Annotated in this window: 19 protein-coding genes; 16 read left to right on the forward strand and 3 right to left on the reverse strand. The window is 66.2% G+C overall.

The annotated features are described in order from the left end of the window. Window positions 1-210: 210 nt before the first annotated feature. The 8 genes from H5T74_01300 (at window position 211) to deoC (ending at window position 8,977) form a co-directional block, all read left to right on the forward strand. Entirely contained in the window at window positions 211-1,224 is a 1,014-nt protein-coding gene (locus H5T74_01300) for a rod shape-determining protein (GenBank protein ID MBC7229011.1), read from the forward strand. Between the two features lie 17 nt (window positions 1,225-1,241). Further along, window positions 1,242-2,105: a rod shape-determining protein MreC gene (mreC, locus tag H5T74_01305; protein ID MBC7229012.1), complete on the forward strand. Its 864-nt coding sequence runs from the start codon at window positions 1,242-1,244 to the stop codon at window positions 2,103-2,105. A gap of 7 nt (window positions 2,106-2,112) precedes the next feature. Next, entirely contained in the window at window positions 2,113-2,613 is a 501-nt protein-coding gene (gene mreD / locus H5T74_01310) for a rod shape-determining protein MreD (protein MBC7229013.1), read from the forward strand. Window positions 2,614-2,638: 25 nt separating this feature from the next. After that, window positions 2,639-4,591: a penicillin-binding protein 2 gene (gene mrdA / locus H5T74_01315; protein MBC7229014.1), complete on the forward strand. Its 1,953-nt coding sequence runs from the start codon at window positions 2,639-2,641 to the stop codon at window positions 4,589-4,591. 13 nt (window positions 4,592-4,604) lie between these two features. After that, window positions 4,605-5,780 carry a rod shape-determining protein RodA gene (gene rodA, locus H5T74_01320; protein MBC7229015.1) on the forward strand — a complete coding sequence of 392 codons (1,176 nt, stop codon included), beginning with the start codon at window positions 4,605-4,607 and terminating at the stop codon, window positions 5,778-5,780. 144 nt (window positions 5,781-5,924) lie between these two features. Beyond that, complete coding sequence (gene era / locus H5T74_01325; protein MBC7229016.1) at window positions 5,925-6,821, forward strand: GTPase Era; 897 nt, start codon at window positions 5,925-5,927, stop codon at window positions 6,819-6,821. 31 nt (window positions 6,822-6,852) lie between these two features. After that, window positions 6,853-8,202, forward strand: coding sequence for a magnesium transporter (gene mgtE, locus H5T74_01330; GenBank protein ID MBC7229017.1), 1,350 nt, complete (start codon window positions 6,853-6,855; stop codon window positions 8,200-8,202). Window positions 8,203-8,224: 22 nt separating this feature from the next. Further along, entirely contained in the window at window positions 8,225-8,977 is a 753-nt protein-coding gene (gene deoC / locus H5T74_01335; protein ID MBC7229018.1) for a deoxyribose-phosphate aldolase, read from the forward strand. A gap of 467 nt (window positions 8,978-9,444) precedes the next feature. Here the strand turns inward: deoC and recO are convergent, their stop codons facing one another. Genes recO through H5T74_01350 form a run of 3 tightly spaced genes read right to left on the reverse strand, consistent with a single transcriptional unit; the run spans window position 9,445 to window position 11,316 of the window. Continuing rightward, window positions 9,445-10,302, reverse strand: a complete 858-nt coding sequence (gene recO / locus H5T74_01340) for a DNA repair protein RecO (protein MBC7229019.1) — start codon at window positions 10,300-10,302, stop codon at window positions 9,445-9,447. A gap of 7 nt (window positions 10,303-10,309) precedes the next feature. After that, on the reverse strand, window positions 10,310-11,074 hold the full coding sequence (locus tag H5T74_01345; protein MBC7229020.1) for an isoprenyl transferase: 765 nt from the start codon (window positions 11,072-11,074) through the stop codon (window positions 10,310-10,312). Window positions 11,075-11,085: 11 nt separating this feature from the next. Next, window positions 11,086-11,316 carry a hypothetical protein gene (locus H5T74_01350; GenBank protein ID MBC7229021.1) on the reverse strand — a complete coding sequence of 77 codons (231 nt, stop codon included), beginning with the start codon at window positions 11,314-11,316 and terminating at the stop codon, window positions 11,086-11,088. Window positions 11,317-11,523: 207 nt separating this feature from the next. Here H5T74_01350 and H5T74_01355 point away from each other — a divergent pair, with 207 nt between their 5' ends. The 8 genes from H5T74_01355 (at window position 11,524) to H5T74_01390 (ending at window position 19,520) form a co-directional block, all read left to right on the forward strand. Further along, window positions 11,524-12,102, forward strand: coding sequence for a sigma-70 family RNA polymerase sigma factor (locus H5T74_01355; protein ID MBC7229022.1), 579 nt, complete (start codon window positions 11,524-11,526; stop codon window positions 12,100-12,102). Next, window positions 12,099-12,413 (forward strand): hypothetical protein, encoded by a 315-nt coding sequence (locus tag H5T74_01360; GenBank protein ID MBC7229023.1) that lies wholly within the window; start codon window positions 12,099-12,101, stop codon window positions 12,411-12,413. The genes H5T74_01355 and H5T74_01360 overlap by 4 nt, the downstream gene beginning before the upstream one ends. Window positions 12,414-12,617: 204 nt before the next feature. After that, window positions 12,618-12,863 carry an acyl carrier protein gene (gene acpP / locus H5T74_01365; GenBank protein MBC7229024.1) on the forward strand — a complete coding sequence of 82 codons (246 nt, stop codon included), beginning with the start codon at window positions 12,618-12,620 and terminating at the stop codon, window positions 12,861-12,863. A gap of 67 nt (window positions 12,864-12,930) precedes the next feature. Next, the gene (locus tag H5T74_01370) at window positions 12,931-13,917 is read left to right on the forward strand and encodes a hypothetical protein (GenBank protein MBC7229025.1); all 987 of its coding nucleotides are present in this window, start codon (window positions 12,931-12,933) and stop codon (window positions 13,915-13,917) included. Next, window positions 13,914-15,035: a CoA protein activase gene (locus H5T74_01375; protein ID MBC7229026.1), complete on the forward strand. Its 1,122-nt coding sequence runs from the start codon at window positions 13,914-13,916 to the stop codon at window positions 15,033-15,035. The genes H5T74_01370 and H5T74_01375 overlap by 4 nt, the downstream gene beginning before the upstream one ends. Window positions 15,036-15,283: 248 nt before the next feature. Then, window positions 15,284-18,073 (forward strand): cation-transporting P-type ATPase, encoded by a 2,790-nt coding sequence (locus H5T74_01380; GenBank protein MBC7229027.1) that lies wholly within the window; start codon window positions 15,284-15,286, stop codon window positions 18,071-18,073. A 123-nt stretch (window positions 18,074-18,196) separates the two neighbouring features. After that, window positions 18,197-18,847, forward strand: a complete 651-nt coding sequence (locus tag H5T74_01385) for a TrkA family potassium uptake protein (GenBank protein MBC7229028.1) — start codon at window positions 18,197-18,199, stop codon at window positions 18,845-18,847. Window positions 18,848-18,851: 4 nt separating this feature from the next. Then, window positions 18,852-19,520, forward strand: coding sequence for an NAD-binding protein (locus H5T74_01390; GenBank protein MBC7229029.1), 669 nt, complete (start codon window positions 18,852-18,854; stop codon window positions 19,518-19,520). Window positions 19,521-19,525 lie beyond the last annotated feature (5 nt).

The following is a 19,525-nucleotide window of genomic DNA, read 5'->3' on the forward strand; positions in this document are numbered from 1 at the left end:
ACCTCCCGGCACGCCGGGTCGTCCATGCCGTGGGCGGGAAGGTCTTGCTTCGGGCGGCAGCGGAGTCCGCGCCGGGACGGAAAGGAGGCCCGCGGCCGCCGACGGGCTTGCCACCTGGTGTATGATAGAATATTCCCGTACGCTGAAGGCGGCCTTCGGGCCGTCAACTAATGTGACGGAAGGGTGAAGCGCATGTTCTCCTCGTGGGAGATGCTGGGAAGGGACATGGCCATAGACCTGGGGACGGCCAACACCCTCGTTTACGTGCGCGGGAAGGGCATAGTACTCAACGAGCCCTCGGTGGTGGCCATCAACACCTCCAACGGGGCCATCCTCGCGGTGGGGGCTGAGGCCAAGCGCATGATCGGGCGCACCCCCGGCCATATCGTGGCCGTGAGGCCCCTCAAGGACGGGGTGATCGCCGACTTCGACGTCACCGAGAAGATGCTGCGCTATTTCATCCAGAAGGTCCACAAGAGGAGGCTGTTCGCTCGGCCGCGCGTGGTGGTATGCGTGCCTTCGGGCACCACGGGGGTGGAGCAGCGAGCGGTGGAGGAGGCCTGCATCCAGGCGGGAGCCCGGGCCGCCTATATCATAGAGGAGCCCATGGCGGCCGCCATCGGGGCCGGCCTTCCCATCCACGAGCCCACGGGCAACATGGTGGTGGACATCGGGGGCGGCACCACCGAGGTGGCGGTGATCTCCCTGGGGGGGATCGTCACCAGCGAGTCCGTGCGTATCGGTGGCGACGAGCTGGACGAGGCGGTCATCAATTACATAAAGCGCGAATACAACCTCATGATCGGTGAGAGGACTGCGGAAGAGCTCAAGATCCAGATCGGGTCGGCCTTCCCCGTGGACGACGAGGTCAACGCGGAGATAAGGGGTAGGGACCTGGTGACCGGCCTGCCAAAGACCATCGTGGTGATGGCGGAGGAGATAAGAGAGGCCATCGAAGAGCCCATCGCCGCCATCGTGGAAGCGGTGAAGACCACCCTGGACAAGACGCCCCCCGAGCTGGCCTCCGACATCATGGACCGGGGGATAATGCTGACGGGAGGAGGGGCCCTGCTGACCGGACTCGACGAGAGGCTGCGCCACGAGACGGCCATGCCGGTGGAGGTCACCGGCTCGCCGCTGTCCGACGTGGCCCTGGGGTCCGGGAAGTGCCTCGAGGAGTTCGAGATCATGAAAAAGGTGTTGATCTCCTCGTCCCGGCATTGAACCGGGGCCGGACGATCATGATCGAGAGACATAACCGCAGGCAGCGCGCGCTGGTGATCACCCTCGTCGTCATCTGTGTCCTCCTGGTCACCGTCTATTCCCGGGAGAGCGGAGACGGCATCTTCCACCGCCTGCAGCGCCTCTCCCTGGACATCGTCTCCCCCCTGCAGAAGGGCATGAGCAAGGTGCTGAGCCCGGTGAAGGACGGCATATCCTTCGTGTTGGACATGGGGAGGGCCAGGGGGGAGCGCGACCGCCTGCGGGAAGAGGTCCGGGACCTGCAGGAGAGGGTGGACGAACTGGAGGCCCTGAGGCTCGAGAACCGGGAGCTCAGGAGCATGATCACGGTAAAGGAGAACAACCCCGAGTTCGAGTTCCTGGTGGTGGACGTCATCGGGGCCAACCCGGACATCTGGGAGCAGACCATCCAGATAGGGGCGGGCTATTCCGACGGCCTGCGGGAATACATGGCCGTCCTGAGCGAGGACGGCAGCCTGGCGGGGAGGATAATCCTCTGCACCTCCGAGGCGTCGGTGGTGCAGTTGATCACCGACGAGAAGAGCTCCGTGGGCGCCATGCTGCAGACCAACGGCGAGCTGGGAGTGCTGCGGGGAGAGGGCAGGAGCGGGGTGCGGCTGGAGCTGCTCAACCAGGACGCGGAGGTGAGGACGGGGGACCTGGTGGTCACCTCCGGGCTGGGGGGAACCTGTCCGGCGGGGCTCCCCGTCGGAACCATAACCGAGATCAGCGAGCGCAGGGCGGACCTCTCCGTAGGGATCATCATCGAGCCCCGCGCCAGGCTTACCCGCCTGAACCGGGTGATGGTGGTGGTCTCGCCGCTGCCGCGTACCGAGCCCCTCGAGGCGGCAAGGGGAGAGTGAGGATGTCGTGCACCGACGGTTGATCTTCTTCGTGGTGCTGGTTCTGGCGCTGCTGGTGCAGCTCACCGTGGCGCCGGAGATCGCCATCGGGACGGTGAGGCCGGACGTGCTCCTGGTGGTCACGGTGTGCTGGGCTCTTTTCGAGGGCCCGGGACAGGGGGCGTTGTTCGGTTTCTGGGGCGGGCTGCTGGAGGACGTATTCTCCACCGCGGTGCTCGGCGTCGGCGCCTTTGCCAAGACCGTCATCGGTTATTTCGGCGGCGAGCTCCGCCAGCGCATCATCTCCAAGTCCGTGGCCTGGCCCATGGTCATCGTGTTCTTCGCCTCCTTCCTCCACGAGCTGGTGAAGTTCGCCACCTGGGCCATGGTGGGCTTGGAGGACCGCCCGCCTTTCAGCTTCGGGATCATCGCCGGCCTCGCCCTCTACAACGCCCTGATCACCCTGGCCGTCTATCCGGTGATCGGGCGTTTCGCCCTGGGCGAGGAGAGGTCCCTCATGTTCCAGTGATCGCCGGGAGGGAGGCAGAAAGACCATGCCCGCCAATCCGCAGCAGCAGGGAGCGATGGTACACCGCTTCACCCTCTTCATCATGTTCCTGGGGGCGCTGGTGGCGGTGCTGGTGGTGCGGCTGTGGTTCCTGCAGGTGGTGCAGGGAGAGCATTACAAAGTGATGGCCGAGGGGAACCGCATCCGCGAGGTTCCCCTGGAGGCCAACCGTGGCAACATCCTCGACCGCAACAACCGGGAGATGGTCATCAACCGCCAGGCCCTTTCCATCTTCGTGCTCCCCACGGAGTTCGAGAAGCTCGAGGACAAGGAAGGGGAGGTGGCACGCCTGGCGGCGCTGCTGGACATGGAGCCGGAAGAGATCCTCGGGAAGCTGCAGGGGAACGAGGTACAGCCCCACAAGCCGGTGCTCATCAAGAAGGACGTGGACCCGGAGGTGTACTTCTTCATCGCGGAGAGGCAGGTGGACTTCCCCTGGGTGGAGGCGGACGAGATGCCGGTGCGCGAATACTACGAGGGCGAGGAGACCTTGGCCGCGCACGTGCTCGGCTACCTGGGCGAGATCAGCAAGGAGCAGCTCCAGGTGCTCAGGGATAAGGGATACAAGGCGGGGGATATCGTGGGCACCTCGGGCGTGGAGGCCTATTACGAGGACACCCTGCGCGGCATCGACGGCAAGCGTATCGTGGAGGTGGACGCCTCGGGAAACCCCCTGCGCGTGCTGGGGGAGGAGGAGCGCCAGCCCGGGAAGACGGTCATCCTCACCCTGGACAAGGAGCTGCAGAAAGCGGTGGAGGCCGCCCTGCGCGAGGGCATGGAGAAGGCGCGCACCTACTTCGACCGCGAGCGGGGCAGGAATTACTCCGCCCCCGCGGGGGCGGCGGTGGTCCTCGACCCGCGCAACGGCGAGATCCTTGCCATGGCCAGCGAGCCCACCTTCAACCTGGAGAACTTCGTGGGGGGCATCGACGAGAAGGAGTGGGCGATCCTCAACGACCCCGCCAACAACTATCCCCTCAACAACCGCGCCATCGTGGGGCAGTACCCTCCCGGCTCCACCTTCAAGGTGATCACGGCCATGGCGGCGCTGCAGGACCTGGGGGTGACGGCATATTCGCCCTTCTATTGCAACCACGTCTTCAACCGGGGCGAGTTCGCGCAGTTCCCCAAGACCTGCTGGGGGAAGCACGGGGCCGTCGACTTCATCCACGCCATCGTGGAGTCGTGCGACGTGGTCTTCTACGACCTCGGCTATTCCATATACGAGAACCGCGAGCGGGAGGGATGGGTGACGAAGCTGCAGGACTACGCCAGGCTGGCCGGGCTAGGGTCCAAGACCGGCGTGGACCTGCCCAACGAGTTCGAGGGACGGGTGCCCACGCCGCAGTGGAAGTGGGAGTTCAACCAGGGCAACCCGGACTACCAGCGCTGGTATCCCGGGGACACCGTCAACCTGGCGGTGGGACAGGGAGACGTCCTGGTGACTCCCCTGCAGCTCGCCAACGTGTACGCGGCCATCGCCAACGGCGGTCCCTTCTACCGTCCCCACGTGGGCAAGGAGATCATCACCTGGCAGGGAGAGACGGTGGAGGTCAACCAGCCCCAGATGATCGGCGACATCACCAGCGCCGACAACGTCCTGGGCGTGCACGTGGACAGGGACAAGCTGGCGGTGATCCGCTCCGCCCTCGCGGGCGTCACCTCGGGGGAGGGCACCGCGGCGGGGGCTTTCCAGGGTTTTCCGCTCCAGGCGGTGCCGGTGGCGGGCAAGACGGGCACGGCGGAGGTGCAGGGGAAGCAGCCCTGCGCCTGGTTCGCATGCTACGCCCCCGCCAACGATCCCCAGTACGTGGTGGTGGTGATGATCGAGGAGGGCGGGTTCGGGGGCGCCATGGCCGCCCCGGTGGCGCGCCGCATCCTGGAATACATCTACGGCATCGAGCCGGGCCAGGGACAGGTCGGGCCGGTGGGAGACTAGGGGGGAGGAAGGCATGCCGCAGAGGCTGGGAAGGGTTCTCGCCCCCAAGGTGACGGAGAGGAGGCAGACGGACGAGGTCGCCCGCCGCCTGAGCGGCCTGCCCCTCCGTCACGTAGACTGGACCCTGCTCGCCGTCACCTTTTTCCTGGTGGGTTTCGGCATGCTCATCCAGTACAGCGCCACCCGCGACGATATTCCCGGCAACCCCACCTACTACGTGTTGCGCACGGCGGTGAACCTGCTCATCGGGCTGGTGCTCATGGGGGTGCTCATGAGTTTCGATTACCGCCGCCTCAAGGTCGCCAGCCCCTTCGTATACGGCTTCTTCCTGGTGCTGCTCATGGCCGTGCTGCTCACCGAGAGGGTCATGGGATCCTCGCGCTGGATCTCGCTGGGGTTCATCAACTTCCAGCCCTCGGAGTACTGCAAGCTGGTGCTGGTGCTGGTGCTGGCCAACTTTTTCTCGGACAACAAGGCGGATCCGGATTCCTTCCGCAGCTTCATCATCCCCGTGGCCTGGGCCGTGCCTTACATGCTCCTGATCTTCCTCCAGCCCGACCTGGGCACCACCCTGGTCCTCGCCGCCATCCTGCTGGGCATGCTCTTTCTGGTGGGATGCCGCATGCGCTACTGGCTGGGCCTGGTGGGTGCGGGGGTCATGGGTTTCGTCTTCGGGTTCGTCTTCCAGGTCTTCAAGCCCTACCAGGTGGAGCGCTTCGTGGCCTTCCTGCGCCAGGGCTCCAATATCCAGGAGGCGGGCTACCACCTCCTGCAGTCCAAGATAGCCATAGGGTCGGGACAGCTGGTGGGGAAAGGGCTGATGCAGGGGACCCAGACCAACCTCAACTTCATCCCCGCCCACCACACGGATTTTATCTTCGCGGTGGTCGGGGAGGAGCTGGGCATGCTGGGAGCCCTGCTCCTCGTGGGGGTGTTCTGCCTCTTCATGTGGCGGGCGGTGCGCATCGCCAGCAACTCGCGTGACTTCTACGGCACCATGATCGCCTTCGGCATCGTCAGCATGTTCGCTTTCCAGATGGTGGTGAACATCGGCATGACCATGGGCATCATGCCCATCACCGGGATCCCGCTGCCCTTCATCAGCTACGGCGGCAACAACCTCATCGTCAGCCTGGCTTGCGTGGGGCTGCTCACCAACATCCAGATGCGAAGGTTCTCCCAGATATAGCTACAGGGGCAGCGCCGCGGGGAGGGCTCGGATGCGGTATTATCGAAAGAAGTCATCGATCTCGCACCGCGCCCGAGCGAGGGCCGCGAGAGGACAGGACCCCGGGCCTGGGAGCTCAGGCGCCGGGCGAGGGAAGGGGGTTGCTTGGAGGAGGGAAGCCCGTACCGGTCCGGTTTCGTCGGCCTGGTAGGCCGTCCGAACGTGGGAAAGTCTACGCTGCTCAACAACCTCATGCACCGCAAGCTGGCCATCATCTCGGAGAAGCCCCAGACCACGCGGAACAAGATCCGCTGCGTGCTCACGCGCGAGGACGCACAGATCGTCTTCGTGGACACCCCGGGCTTTCACAAGCCGAAGAACGCCCTGGGAGAGAGGCTCAACAAGGCGGTGCGGGAGACCCTCGAGGAGGTGGACGCGGTGGTCTTCATCCTCGACGGCACCCAGACCATCGGCAGGGGAGACCTCTTTATCGCCGGGGAGCTGGAGGAGCTGGAGACGCCGGTGGTGGCGGCGCTGAACAAGATCGACCGCCTTACCCGGGATCAGGTGGAGGCGCAGCTCGCGGTGGCCTCGAAACTGGGGGAATTCACGGACATCATCCCCCTCTCGGCGAAGACGGGAGAGAACGTGCACGCGCTCATAGAGCGCATCGTGGAGCTTCTCCCCGAGGGCCCGAAATATTACCCCGAGGACATGGTCACCGACCAGCCCGTCAACTTCATCGTGGCGGAGCTCATACGCGAGAAGGTGCTGCAGCTCACGCGGGAGGAGGTACCCCACAGCGTGGCGGTGGTGGTGGAGGAGATGGAGCGCCGGGAGGACAGGGACCTGGTATATATCGAGGCGGTCATCTACGTGGAACGCGAGTCGCAGAAGGGCATCATCATCGGAAAGGGAGGCCGCATGCTCAAGGACATCGGCAGCCGGGCGCGCGCGGAGATCGAGCCGCTGCTGGGAGAAAAGGTGTTCCTTCAGCTCAAGGTGGCGGTGGAGAAGGACTGGGCGAAAAGGCCGCAGATGGTGCGAAGGCTGGGATACTGAGGGCAGGGGCGCGGACGAGCGGGGGTTGCTCATGGAAGACAGGAACAGGGTGCTGGGCGAGAGCTTGGGCGATCTCCTCTCCCAGGGGAAGATGGCGGCCGCCCTTGCCCTGCTGGACGGCCTGCAGCCCGCCGACGCCGCGGAGGTGCTGGAGAGCCTCCCCTACGAGGACCGTCTGCGCATCTTCCGGGCCTGGGACGTGGAGGAGTCCTCGGAGGCCCTGCCCGAGATGTCCGAGGAGGGACAGGTGGAGGTGCTGCAAGGCCTCGCCAGGGGCCTGGCCACCCGCATCATCGCCGAAATGCCCCCCGACGACGCGGTGGACCTCCTGGCGGACCTTCCCCCCGGGACCGCCGAGGCACTGCTCTCCGGCATGAGCCCGGACAAGGCGGGCCAGCTCCGGCGCCTCATGGCCCACGGCGAGGAGACCGCCGGCGGGCTCATGACCCCCGAGGCCATGCGCCTCAGCGATACGCTTACCGTGGGCGAGGTGCTGGACAGTCTGCGCGAGGTTCCCGAGAACATCGAGATGGTCTACTACGTATATTACCAGGATATGGAAGGACGCCTCAGCGGCGTCAACTCCCTGCGCGAGCTCATCATCGCCGATCCCGAGACCCCGGTGGCGGAGATCATGCACCGTAACCTCATCACCGTGGGCCCCGAGGAGGACCAGGAGAAGGTGGCCGCCCTCATCGACCGCTACGATCTGCTGGCGGTCCCCGTGGTGGATGGGGAGGGGAGGATGCTGGGGATCGTCACCGTGGACGACGTCATGGACGTCATCGAGGAGGAGGCCAAGGAGGACATCTACAGCCTGGCGGGGACCTGGGAGGCGGAGGAGGGGAGGGAGCGCAACCCCTTCCTGGCGGCGGTCATCGGCAGGCTTCCCTGGGTGATCATCGCCCTGGCCCTGGAGCTGCTGGTGGCGGGGGGGCTCCTGAGGGCGTACTCCGCCACCATGCGGGCGCACATCGCGCTGGTCTTCTTCATCCCCGCCATCCTGTCCATGGGAAGCACGGTGTCCCTGCAGAGCGCCACCCGCATGACCGTGGAGGTGCTCGGAGGGGGAGAGGGCGGGAGGAGGTTCGCGGCGAGCGCCCTCAACGAGCTGCTCATCGGTCTGGGGATAGCCGCGGCCAGCGGGACGCTGATCTCCTTGTTCGCCCGCTCGGTGGGAGACAGCGCCCGCCTGGGGATGGTGGTGGGGATCGCCATGGCCTGCACCGTCCTCTTCGCTGCCCTGGTGGGAAGCGTCCTGCCTCTGCTGCTCAAGGCCCTGCGGGGGGACCCCGCGAAGGCCTCCGAGCCCTTCCTGGCCACCCTCATGGACATCCTGGGGCTGGCGGTCTATCTCCTCATCGGGATGGCGTTGATATGACGGACCGGCGGCGAGGTGGGTGATGGCGGAGGAAGAAGCGGTCAGGGACGAGGTCCTACACATCTTCCCGGACGCGGGGAGCCTGGCTTATTTCATCGACGCCACCATGCTGAGGCCGGAGGCGGAGGAGCGCCACTACCTGGAGTTCCTGCGCGAGGCGGCGGACGCCGCTTTCAGGTGCGCCTTCGTGCCCCTCTATTACCTGCCCATGGCCCGGGTGGAGCTGGAGGGGAGCCCGACCAGCCCCGGGGCGCCCATAGGCTTCCCCTTCGGCTATGCCTCCACCGACGCCAAGAAGGCGGAGGCGGTGTTCGCGCTGCAGCACGGGGCCAGGGAGCTGGACATGGTGGTGAACATCTCCGCCCTGCGCTCGCGCCGCTATCAGAGGGTCAGCGAGGACATCCGCGAGGTGGTGCGGCTTGCGCGGCGTTATGATTCCGCGAAGGGCGAGGGACATATCGTGGTCAAGGTCATCCTGGAGACCTGCTACCTCGGCCCTGAGGATATGCGCAGGGGCGCCCTCATCGCCGTGGAGGCGGGCGCGGATTTCGTGAAGACCTCCACGGGGTTCGGCCCCGGGGGAGCGCGGGCGGAGGACGTGGCCCTCCTGCGGGAGACGGTGGGGCCGGGCTTCGGCGTCAAGGCGAGCGGCGGCATACGGCGCCTGGCCCAGGTGGTGGAGATGGTGGAGGCGGGCGCCAACCGCATCGGGACCAGCGCCGCTGCGGAGATCCTGGCCGAGTACCTGCGCCTGCTCCGCTGGCGCTCCGGCTGACGGCCCCGCGAGCGCGATCTCCCGCCGCGCCCGGAAGCACGTTCGCCGACATCATTCCTTGCGCACAGGAGAACGAGCTCTCATGCCGGTAGGGCCGCTGCGGGCATGGATCCACGGGCGTTCATTTTGGAGTGACCTCGGATAACCTTGTGGTTGAGGGAAGCCGGAGGTCGCGGTCGCCATCAGGAGTTAATGCCACCGCCAGTTATTCATGCAAAAGGGGTCAAGAAGCTGACCAGGGCGACCTCCGGTTGAGGGCAAGTCGGGGTTCGCAGCCTTTGTCGGGCGTTCATAGAAAGGGGTGACCCCAAGTAACCTTTGGCGCTTCCTCGAGAACTCCCTTCGAGCCTCCCCTTCCGGCTTGCGCCTTCCGGTTCATCTCTCCGGTCGCCCCCGCTGGCCTCACCTCCAGCTCCTTGGGGTCATTTATAAGAATACTACTACGGTATTAATACGTCAATAGTAATCTAGCTGGGATTACGTTTTTTTTCTCCCTCCGGGTCCGCGGACGGATGAGGAAGCCCTCCCCGCGCGTTCCCCGCGCCGGAGGCCGTGCAGGGGCGCCGCGCATCCCCGGCGAGGTGGCGCATGATCACCCCCCGCGCCCTCAGCGGACGCTCCAGGAAGGCCTCCGCCAGGCCGAGGGAGGCGGTGAGGGCCTCCCTGGCGGTCTCGGGGCGGATGCATCCCATGCGCGCCACCGCGGCCATCTCCGCGCGCATCAGCCCGCGCATCAGGTCCAGGGCCTCCGGGCGCAGGTGGACGCGCTCCCCTCGCGCAGGGCGGCAGCGAGGGCAGGCCACCCCTCCCTCCGCGAGGTCCAGGAAAACCTGGCCCCCGGTGACCTCGCGCCCGCAGTGCAGGCAGCAGTCGAGGTGGGGGCGGTACCCGATGAGGGCGCAGACCTTGAGGGCGAAGGCGGCCAGCAGCAGGGGGGGCTCGGCCACCTCTCCCTCGAGCACGTCCAGGGTCACGCGGAGGATGTCGAAGAGCCGGGGCACCTCCTGCCTTTCCTGCAGCGACTTCTCGATCAGCTCCAGCATGGCCTCCCCGTAGAGGAAGCGGGCGTAGTCGCCGCGCAGCGCGGCGTGGGTGCGCACCACGTCCGCCTGCACCACCGTGTCCAGGTTCCGCCCCTCGTGCAGTACCGCGCGGACCTGCGTGAAGGGCTCGAGGCGCCCGCCGAACTTGCTCCTGGTGCGCTTGATACCCCTGGCCACGGCGCGGCGTAGGCCGTGGGCGGAGGTGATGAGGGAGATGATGCGGTCGGCCTCGCCGAGGTCAAAGGCCCTCAGGACGATGGCCTCATCCTTGAAGGTGGCCAAAGGCGCCCTATTCCTCCTTAATGCTGCCGAAGCGGCGCTCCCTCGACTGATATTCCCTGATCGCCTCCGCGAGGTGCCGGCGTCGGAAATCCGGCCACAGCACCTCGGTGACGTAGATCTCCGTGTAGGCCAACTCCCAGATGAGGAAGTTGCTGATGCGCATCTCCCCCGCGGTGCGGATGAGGAGGTCGGGGTCGGGCACCTCGGGGTTGTAGAGATAAGCGCGGAACCCCTCCTCGTCCAGCCCGGCGGGGTCCACGGCGCCGCGGACCGCGTCCTCGCAGAGCCTGCGCACGGCGTCCACGATCTCCGCCCGTCCGCCGTAGTTGAAGGCGATGTTCAGGGAGAGGCCGGTGTTTTCGCGCGTGAGCTCCACGGCGTTGTCGATGGCCCTGAGGGTGGAGGCGGGGATGCGGTCGCGCCTCCCCGCATGGCGTATGCGTATGTTGCGGGCGTGGAACTCCTCTATACGCTTGTTGAGGAGGTTGCGGTTGAAGCTCATGAGGAATCTTACCTCGTTCTCGGGGCGGTTCCAGTTCTCGGTGGAGAAGGCGAAGAGGGTCAGGGCACCCAGCTCCCACTCCGAGGCCGCCCTGACGATGTCGGTGATGGATTCCTCCCCCGCCTTGTGGCCGGCGATGCGGGGCAGGTTGCGGCGTTCCGCCCAGCGCCCGTTGCCGTCCATGATGATCGCCACATGGTTGGGCAGCGCTCCATCCGGTCTGGTGACATCCTCCGCCATATCGACCGCCTCCCCCGGTGCCCTCTTCATTCCTGCCATCCCTACCTCTCCTGCCCGGGCGCCCCTCCCTCGGCGGCCTGGTCCTGCCCGTCCTGCTGCTTGAAGATGATCCTCTGCAGCGCGTAGACGCCCAGTATGGACACGGCGCAGCTCTTCTGGGGGGGCATCTTGGAGGTGGGTATATACAGGGCGCACTCGTCGTTGCAGGGGGAGAGCGCCCCCACGATGGAGGAGACGCGGAAGGGACAGTACGCGCCGGGAACGTTTCCCATGCTGACCTCCTGAGGCTTTCCCCGCGTCCCGGGCAGGGGGCGCCGGAGCCATTCCCCTCTCCTCGCCCGGGAGGACCTTTTACCTGAATGCTACCACACCGCCACCGCGCGGGTAAGCGCCGGGGTAACCATGCCCGCCGCCGCGTGTTTATAATTACCGGTATGGGACCGCGGCCGCGGGCGCGGCCTGGCGAGGCGAGGTGGAGTTTGACCGGAAGGGAAGCGGAGGGAAGCATCCGCCACGAGGACGCGGAACTGGTGCGGAGGGCCAAGGAAGAGCGCGAGGCCTTCGGGGCCCTCTACGCCAAGTACCTGAGGAAGGTCTATACCTACGTCTATTACCGCGTGGGGAACGCGGACGACGCCGAGGACATCACCGAGAGCGTCTTCCTTCACGCCCTGGTGCACCTCGAGCGCTATCAGGACCGCGGCATACCCTTCTCGGCGTGGCTGCTGCGCATCGCCCACAACCTGGTGGCCAACTGGCACCGTAACGGCAAACGCCGGCGCATGGTGGGCCTGGAGGGCGCGGAGCCGCTTCCCGACCCCTCCCCTTCCCCGGATGAGGGCCTGGAGCGCGAGGCGGAGATCGAGGCGCTTAAGGCCGCTCTGCGGGAGCTGCCGGAGGAGAGGCAGCAGGCGCTCATCCTGCGCTACGCCGAGGGACTGAAGCACAAGGAGATCGGGGAGATCATGGGGAAGAGCACCGGGGCGGTCAAGGTGCTCGTCCACCGCTCCCTTTTGAGTTTGCACCGCAGCCTTTCCGAGAAGGAGGTAGGGCGATGAGCGGTGAAGAGAAAGCGTCGAGGCGCGCGAGGGGGCGGCGGCTGCGCTACCGGGACACGGTGAGGATGGTCAGGGAACACCTGCGCCCGGTGGACCCGGGTGCCGAGTTCGCCCGCCGCCTGGAGGAGCTGTGCGTGAGCATGGGGGCGCGGGAGCTCTTCGACCCGGAGCGTGAGGCGCGGGGGCACCTCTCGCGCAGGGGAGTGATCATCGGGGGCGCCATCTGCTCCGCGCTTCCCTTCCTGGGCGTCGCCGCCTACGCCATCGGCAAGCTGGTGCACCGCCGCCGCGTGATTCCCGTGGGGGCCTGAGGGCGGCGGGCCGCGGCGCCGCGGCGTCTCTCCCGGTACGGGGAGGGCGCCGCGGTATGCCCTGTTCCGGCGGGAGGCGGGGAAGGAGTCCTGCGTCCCGGGGTCAAAAGCTGATCTGACGGCGCTTGTGGTTTTGCCGCCCATGGGGTATAACCCGCATAGGTCGGCGGTCCGGGAAGGCATGGAGGAGGAAACGGGAAAGATATGGAGCGGGCGGAGGTCTTCAGGGTGGTACGCGCGGCGCTGGCGGAGGCGCTGGAGCTGCGCGAGGATGACATAGAGGAGGGGTCGCGCTTCAAGGAGGACCTGGAGGCGGATTCCCTGGACCTGGTGGAGCTGCTGCTGGAGATGGAGAAGAGGTACGGCTTCAAGGTGAGCGACGAGGAGGCGGCGGAGATCCTCACCGTGGGGGACGCCGTGGACCTCATCCTGGCGAAGGCGGCGACTTGAGGAGGCGTTCGGGCGGCGGTGCCGGCGCGGCGCCGCGGCGTTTCCGGATAGATGGCGGGTTAAGAGCATGAGGGTCGGGATCCCTGGCGGGCTTCTTTATTACCGTTACGGCAGGCTGTGGAACTCCTTCCTCCACGCCCTGGGGGCCGAGGTGGTTGAGTCGGGCGAGACCACCCGCTCCATCCTCAACTCCGGGGTGAGCAAGGCGGAGAACGAGAGCTGCCTGCCGGTGAAGGTCTTCTACGGTCACGTCCTCGCTTTGAGGGAAAAGGTGGACGCCCTCTTCGTGCCCCGCCTGGTGAGCGTGAAGAGGCGCACCCACACCTGTCCCAAGATGCTGGGGCTGCCGGACATGGCGAGGGCGGCGGCGGGCGGCGCGGTGCCCGTCATCTCGCCCACCATAGATTTCCAGTCGGGTCTGTGGCACAACTACCGCGCCGTCTATTCCCTGGGGCGCATCTTCACCTCCGATCCGCGGCGCATCATCGCCGCCGGGATCACCGCCTGGAGGGAGCACCTCCTCTACCTGGAACGCCTGACCCTGGGCCTCGATCACCGGGGAGCGCTGAAGGGCGAGGCGGACCGCTTGCTCTGCGAGGGGCGTGACCTGCGCATAGGGGTCATCGGCCATCATTACAACGTCTACGACACCTTCACCACCATGTCTCTGCTGGAGCGGTTGGGGGCGATGGGGGTGGACGTGATGACCGCGGACATGGTGCCGGAGAAGCTGCGAGACCGCGAGCTCAAACGCCTGCCCAAGGACATCTACTGGAGCTACGAGCAGGAGGTGGCGGGGGCTATCCTGGCCTGTACGCGCTACCGCCTGGTTGATGGGATTATCTTCATGATCTCCTTTCCCTGCGGCCCCGATTCCATCGTGCGCGTGCTCTGCGAACAGGAGAACCGCCTCATGGGAGGGGTGCCCATGCTCACCCTGGTGATTGACGAACACACCGGGGAGGGAGGCTTCCTCACCCGTATAGAGGCCTTCGTGGACATGCTGTGGAGGCGTAAGAGGCGGGAGGTCGAGGAGTTGGAGGAGGCGGTATGAGGATCGCCTGGCCCCACATGGGCAGCCTGGAGTACGTGCTGGGGAGCGTTTTCGAGGAGCTGGGGCTGGACTACGTGCTCCCACCGCCCAATTCCCAGCGCACCCTGGAGCTGGGCGCCCGCCACGGGCCGGAGTTCGCCTGCTTTCCTCTCAAGACCACTCTGGGGAATTTCATCGAGGCACTGGAGGCGGGCGCGGACACCCTGATCATGGTGGCGGGCCGCGGCCCCTGCCGTTTCGGCTACTACGCCGAGACCCAGCGCCGCATCCTGGCCGAGGCGGGGTACGATTTCGTGATGGTGCCGCTGGAGTTCGAGCCCTCCCGCATCCCCCTCACCCTGAAGAGGCTCAAGCGCCTGAAGCAGGGCCGACCCTGGATCTCCCTCTACCGCGCCATCAAGTTCGCTCTGCACAAGGCGCACCTCATCGACCGCCTGGAGCAACAGGCTCTGCACCAGCGCTGGCTTGACCGCGAGAAAGGCGCCACCACGGAGGCCTTGAAGCGCTGCTACCGCATGGTCTGGGAAGCGGGCTCGTATCAGGACCTGGCGCGCGTGGAGAAGGAGGCCTTCGCGATCCTGCGCTCGGTGCCGCGGGTGGAGAGGGAGGAGATAAGGATAGGCATCGTGGGGGAGTTCTACCTCGTCCTGGAGCCCTACTTCAACCTCAATGTGGAGGAGCAGCTCGGGGACCTGGGAGCATACGTGGAGCGCAACATCTACCTAACGGACTGGCTGCGGCCCTCCGGCGAGAGGCCGGTGCTGGGACACCACGAGCACGGATCCGAGCGCCTGGCCGCTCCCTACCTCTCCCATAAGGTGGGGGGAGAGGGCATCTTCTCCGTGGGCGACACCATCCTCTTCCACCGCCTGGGCTTCGATGGGGTGGTGCAGCTCATGCCCTTCACCTGCATGCCGGAGACCATCGCCAAGAGCATCCTGCCCCAGGTCTCTCAGGACTTGGGCATACCCGTCCTCTCCCTGGTCATCGACGAGCTCACCGGCATGGCCGGGGTGGCCACGCGTCTGGAGGCCTTCGCCGACCTGGCGCGCTTCCGCCGCCGAGCGCGTGCGGACGCCTCCGGGCTCGCGCCGCAGCCAGCTCTTACGGCGCGGTAGTGCGACTTTTCTTCCCCGCCGGGAGCCGCAGGCCTTTGCCGCCCCCGCCCTCTGCGCTCACCTGTCGGGAAGAACGGGATGTCCCGGCGTCCGGCCTAAGGGTAAACCGACCACTCTTGAATCCCTGATATCGCCTTCCGCGCTCATCTTGACGCCGGGGGGCGGCGGGAATAATCTCGTGTTTAATGTCGCGCGGAGGCGATCACGGCTCGGGCGGCTTCCCGCCGCCGTAGGGATGCGGAGGGCACATGCCGGAAGCGGAGAACATCCACAGGCTGAACGCGGAGGAGGTCTATAAGGCCCTCGGCACCTCTCCTCAGGGGTTGAGCAGCGAGGAGGCCGCGAGGCGCCTGGAGGAGTACGGCCCCAACGAGATCCGCAAGGTCCGGGGGGTGCCTCTCGTGAAAAAACTTCTATCCCATTTCACTCACTTCTTCGCCATCCTGCTGTGGATCGGGGGCGCGCTCTCCTTCATCGCCGACCAGGCGGCCCTGGGATACGCCATCATCGCCGTCATCTTCATCAACGCCATCTTCACCTTCATCCAGGAGTTCAAGGCCGAGAAGGCCACCGAAGCCCTGAAGAAGATGCTCCCACCCATGGCCACGGTGATCCGGGACGGCACCGAGCAGGAGATCGAGGCGGCCAACCTGGTACCCGGCGACCTCATGATCCTGCGCGAGGGAGACCATATCTCCGCCGATGCCCGGTTGATCAGCACCGCCGAGCTGCGCACCAACAACTCGGCCCTCACCGGGGAGTCGGAACCGGTACGTCGTAACGCCTACCCCGTGCTGGAGGAGAACCTGTCCCGCACCGACATCCTCAACCTGGTGTTCATGGGGACCACGGTGGCCATAGGGACCGGCCGGGCTATCGCCTACGCCACGGGCATGGACACCGAGTTCGGGAAGATCGCTGCCATGACCCAGTCGGTGGAGGAAGAGGAATCTCCCATCCAAATGCAGATGAAGCGCATCACCAGGTTCGTGGCCGTGCTGGCGCTGGGCCTGGGCGTGATCTTTTTCCTCCTGGGGCAGTACGTGGTCAGGCTGCCCTTCGCGGACAACCTCATCTTCGCCATCGGCATCATCGTGGCCAACGTCCCCGAGGGACTGCTCCCCACCGTCACCCTCTCCCTGGCCATGGCCACCCAGCGCATGGCCAAACGCAACGCCCTGGTGAAGAAGCTCTCCAGCGTGGAGACCCTGGGCTCCACCACCGTCATCTGCACCGACAAGACGGGCACCCTCACCCAGAACGAGATGACGGTGCGCTCGCTGTGGACCTCCTGGTCGGAGGTGACGGTGGAAGGGGTCGGATACGCGCCGGTGGGGGACCTCGTGACGGCGGGTAACGGGAACGGCAAGAAAAAAAAGAAGCTCTCCCGGGAACAAGTGGAGATGCTGCGGCCGTTCCTGGAGGCCGCGGTGCTGTGCAACAACTCGCGCCTGGTGGCGGGGGACGAGGAGGGGTCTTACCGCATTATCGGTGACCCCACCGAGGGAGCCCTGCTGGTGGTGGGCAAGAAGGGCGGCGTGGATCCGGAGGAGGCCGGGGAGAGGCTGAAACGCGTATCCGAGCTCCCCTTCGATTCAACGCGCAAGATGATGACCGTGGTCTGCGAGGGGGAGGCCGGACGCGTGGCCCTCTGCAAGGGGGCGCCCGGGGCGGTGGTGGAGCGCTGCACCCATATCCTGACCGGGGAGGGAGTGCGCGAGATGCGCCCCGAGGACCGGGACCGCATCAACGGGGTCAACGACCGTTACGCCCGCTCCGCCCTGCGCGTGCTGGCCGTGGCGCGGCGGGAGCTCCCGGATACGCCGAAGCAATACGATGTGGAGAACACCGAGCGCGAGCTGACCTTCCTGGGGCTGGCGGCCATGATGGACCCTCCGCGCCCCGAGGTGGAGGAGGCGATCAGGAAATGCCGTACCGCGGGGATCAGGGTGATCATGATCACCGGGGATTACGGGCTCACCGCCGAGTCCATCGCCCGCCGTATCGGGCTGGTGCAGGGACCCCCGCGCATCATCACCGGGTTCGACCTCGACAACATGTCCGACGAGGAGCTGGTGGAGCACCTGCGCGGAGAGGAGGTGCTCTTTGCGCGCGTTTCCCCCGAGCACAAGATGCGCATCGCCCTGGCCTTGAAGGGCATGGGCGAGGTGGTGGCCATGACCGGGGACGGGGTCAACGACGCCCCCGCCCTCAAGGCGGCGGACATCGGGGTGGCCATGGGAATCACCGGGACCGACGTGGCCAAGGAAGCGGCGGAGATGATCCTCATGGACGACAACTTCGCCTCCATCGTGGCGGCGGTGGAGGAAGGACGCGCCATCTTCGACAACATCCGGCGCTTCATCACCTACATCCTGGCCTCCAACATACCGGAGATCGTGCCCTTCATCCTCTTCGTGATGTTCAAGATCCCCCTGCCCCTGACCATCATCCAGATCCTGGCAGTGGACCTGGGGACGGACCTGCTGCCCGCCCTGGCTCTGGGCACGGAGCGGCCGGAGCCGGGGATCATGGAGAGGCCTCCGCGCCCCATGTCGGAGCGCCTGCTGAATTTCCGCGTGCTCCTGCGGGCATACGGGTTCCTGGGTCCCCTGGAGGCGCTGGTGTGCATGCTGGGTTACCTCCAGGTCTTCGGGTGGAAATGGGGCGAGGAACTGTGGAGGATAAAGGAGGCGGACCCCCTCGTCTACGTCAGGGCCACCACCATGTCCCTCACCGGGATCGTGATGACCCAGATCGGCAACGGCTTCGCCTGCCGCACCACGCTGGAATCCGTCTTCCGCGCCGGGCTCACCACCAATCGCCTCTACCTGCTGGGCATCGCCAGCGAGCTGTCCCTGCAGGCCCTCATCGTCTATGTGCCCTTCCTCAACAAGGCCTTCGAGACCGCCCCCCTCTCCTGGTCGGAGTGGCTTTTCCTGGTGCCCTTCATCCCGCTGTGCATGTTCGCGGACGAGATACGCAAGCTGATATTGCGGGCCTACCTGCGCCGCCGCAAGAAAGGAACGGAGACGTGACCTCGAACGGACTGTGGCTTTTACCGTGCCAGGTGCTACTATCGGATTATGCGGGCGGCGCGCGCAGGTCGCCGCGCGCCGCGGACCTCTGGGCGCGGGATGCGTTGAGGAGGGGGTGAACAGATGCATGTGGTCATAGGCGGGTGCGGCCGGGTGGGATCATACCTGGCGTATATGCTCGAGCGCGAGGGCCACAGCGTGGCGGTGATCGACAAGGACCCCGAGGCCTTCGAGAACCTCTGGGAGGGTTTCGCCGGCAAGAAGGTGAAAGGGGTGGTCTTCGACCGCGACGTCCTGCTGGAGGCGGGTATTGAGAGGGCCGACGCCTTCGCCTCGGTGACCAGCGGCGACAACAGCAACATCGTCAGTGCCAGGGTGGCCAAGGAGCACTTCCGCGTGCCCAGGGTCATCACTCGCATCTACGACCCGCGCCGGGCCGAGATCTACAAGCGCCTGAACATCCCCACCGTGGCCAGCGTGGCGTGGTCCGGCCACCGCATGCTGAGCTTCATCTCCCACGGGGAGCTGGACAGCGAATACCAGTTCGGCAACGGGGAGGTGGACCTGGTGCGCTTGGAGCTGCCTGCCCACCTGGCGGGCCGCAACGCCGCCGACCTCAACGTGCCCATGGAGGTGCAGGTGGTATGCGTGACCCGGGGCACGGGCACCATCCTCGCCACCGCGGGAACCGCCTTCAGGGAAGGGGACGTCCTCTACATCGCGGTGGCCAGGGAGAGCCAGGGCAAGCTGGAACGCCTGCTGGGGCTGAAGTGAGGGGATGACCATGCGCATCATCGTGTTGGGCGGAGGGATGGTGGGCCTTCACCTCTTGTCGTCCCTCGGAAACGATCACCAGGTGGTGGTGGTGGAGAAGCGGCAGGACCGGGTGGGGGAGCTAAGGGAGAGGTTCCCGGACGCGTCCATATTACACGGCGACGCGTGCGAGCCCTCGGTGCTCGACGCGGCCGGTACGGCGGGGGCGGACGTGGTGGCGGCGGTCACCGGGGACGACGAGGACAACCTGGTCATCTCCTACCTGGCCAAGTTCGAGTACGGGGTGCCGGTGGTCTTCGCCCGCGTGAACAACCCCAAGAACGAGTGGCTCTTCACCGCGGAATGGGGGGTGGACGAGGCCATCTGCAGCGCCTCCATCATCGTGCAGCTGGTGCAGGAGGAGCTGACCCTGGGTGAGATGGTGACCCTGCTCAAGCTGAGGCGCGAGAACCTGGTGGTGGAGGAAGTGGTCATAAAGGAGGGAAGCGAGGCGGTGGGCAAGAACCTCAGGGACATCGAGCTCCCCGCCAAGACGCTGGTGGCCACGGTGCTGAGGGACCGCCGGGTGCTCATCCCCCGGGGGGACCTCACCCTCTTCGCAGGCGATAAGATACTCCTCATCTCCGAGCCGGATAGGGTGGAGGAACTGAGGAAAGCACTGGGTATCGAGTGAGTGGT

The sequence above is a fragment of the Actinomycetota bacterium genome, from assembly GCA_014360645.1.
In the GTDB taxonomy this organism is placed as follows: domain Bacteria; phylum Actinomycetota; class Geothermincolia; order Geothermincolales; family RBG-13-55-18; genus Solincola_B.

Coding starts and splice junctions, on each gene's coding strand:
- H5T74_01300 (MBC7229011.1), top strand. CDS start 211: ATGCTGGGAAGGGACATGGCCATAGACCTGGGGACGGCCAACACCCTC.
- mreC (MBC7229012.1), top strand. CDS start 1,242: ATGATCGAGAGACATAACCGCAGGCAGCGCGCGCTGGTGATCACCCTC.
- mrdA (MBC7229014.1), top strand. CDS start 2,639: ATGCCCGCCAATCCGCAGCAGCAGGGAGCGATGGTACACCGCTTCACC.
- rodA (MBC7229015.1), top strand. CDS start 4,605: ATGCCGCAGAGGCTGGGAAGGGTTCTCGCCCCCAAGGTGACGGAGAGG.
- mgtE (MBC7229017.1), top strand. CDS start 6,853: ATGGAAGACAGGAACAGGGTGCTGGGCGAGAGCTTGGGCGATCTCCTC.
- deoC (MBC7229018.1), top strand. CDS start 8,225: ATGGCGGAGGAAGAAGCGGTCAGGGACGAGGTCCTACACATCTTCCCG.
- H5T74_01345 (MBC7229020.1), bottom strand. CDS start 11,074: ATGAAGAGGGCACCGGGGGAGGCGGTCGATATGGCGGAGGATGTCACC.
- H5T74_01350 (MBC7229021.1), bottom strand. CDS start 11,316: ATGGGAAACGTTCCCGGCGCGTACTGTCCCTTCCGCGTCTCCTCCATC.
- H5T74_01360 (MBC7229023.1), top strand. CDS start 12,099: ATGAGCGGTGAAGAGAAAGCGTCGAGGCGCGCGAGGGGGCGGCGGCTG.
- acpP (MBC7229024.1), top strand. CDS start 12,618: ATGGAGCGGGCGGAGGTCTTCAGGGTGGTACGCGCGGCGCTGGCGGAG.
- H5T74_01370 (MBC7229025.1), top strand. CDS start 12,931: ATGAGGGTCGGGATCCCTGGCGGGCTTCTTTATTACCGTTACGGCAGG.
- H5T74_01375 (MBC7229026.1), top strand. CDS start 13,914: ATGAGGATCGCCTGGCCCCACATGGGCAGCCTGGAGTACGTGCTGGGG.
- H5T74_01380 (MBC7229027.1), top strand. CDS start 15,284: ATGCCGGAAGCGGAGAACATCCACAGGCTGAACGCGGAGGAGGTCTAT.
- H5T74_01385 (MBC7229028.1), top strand. CDS start 18,197: ATGCATGTGGTCATAGGCGGGTGCGGCCGGGTGGGATCATACCTGGCG.
- H5T74_01390 (MBC7229029.1), top strand. CDS start 18,852: ATGACCATGCGCATCATCGTGTTGGGCGGAGGGATGGTGGGCCTTCAC.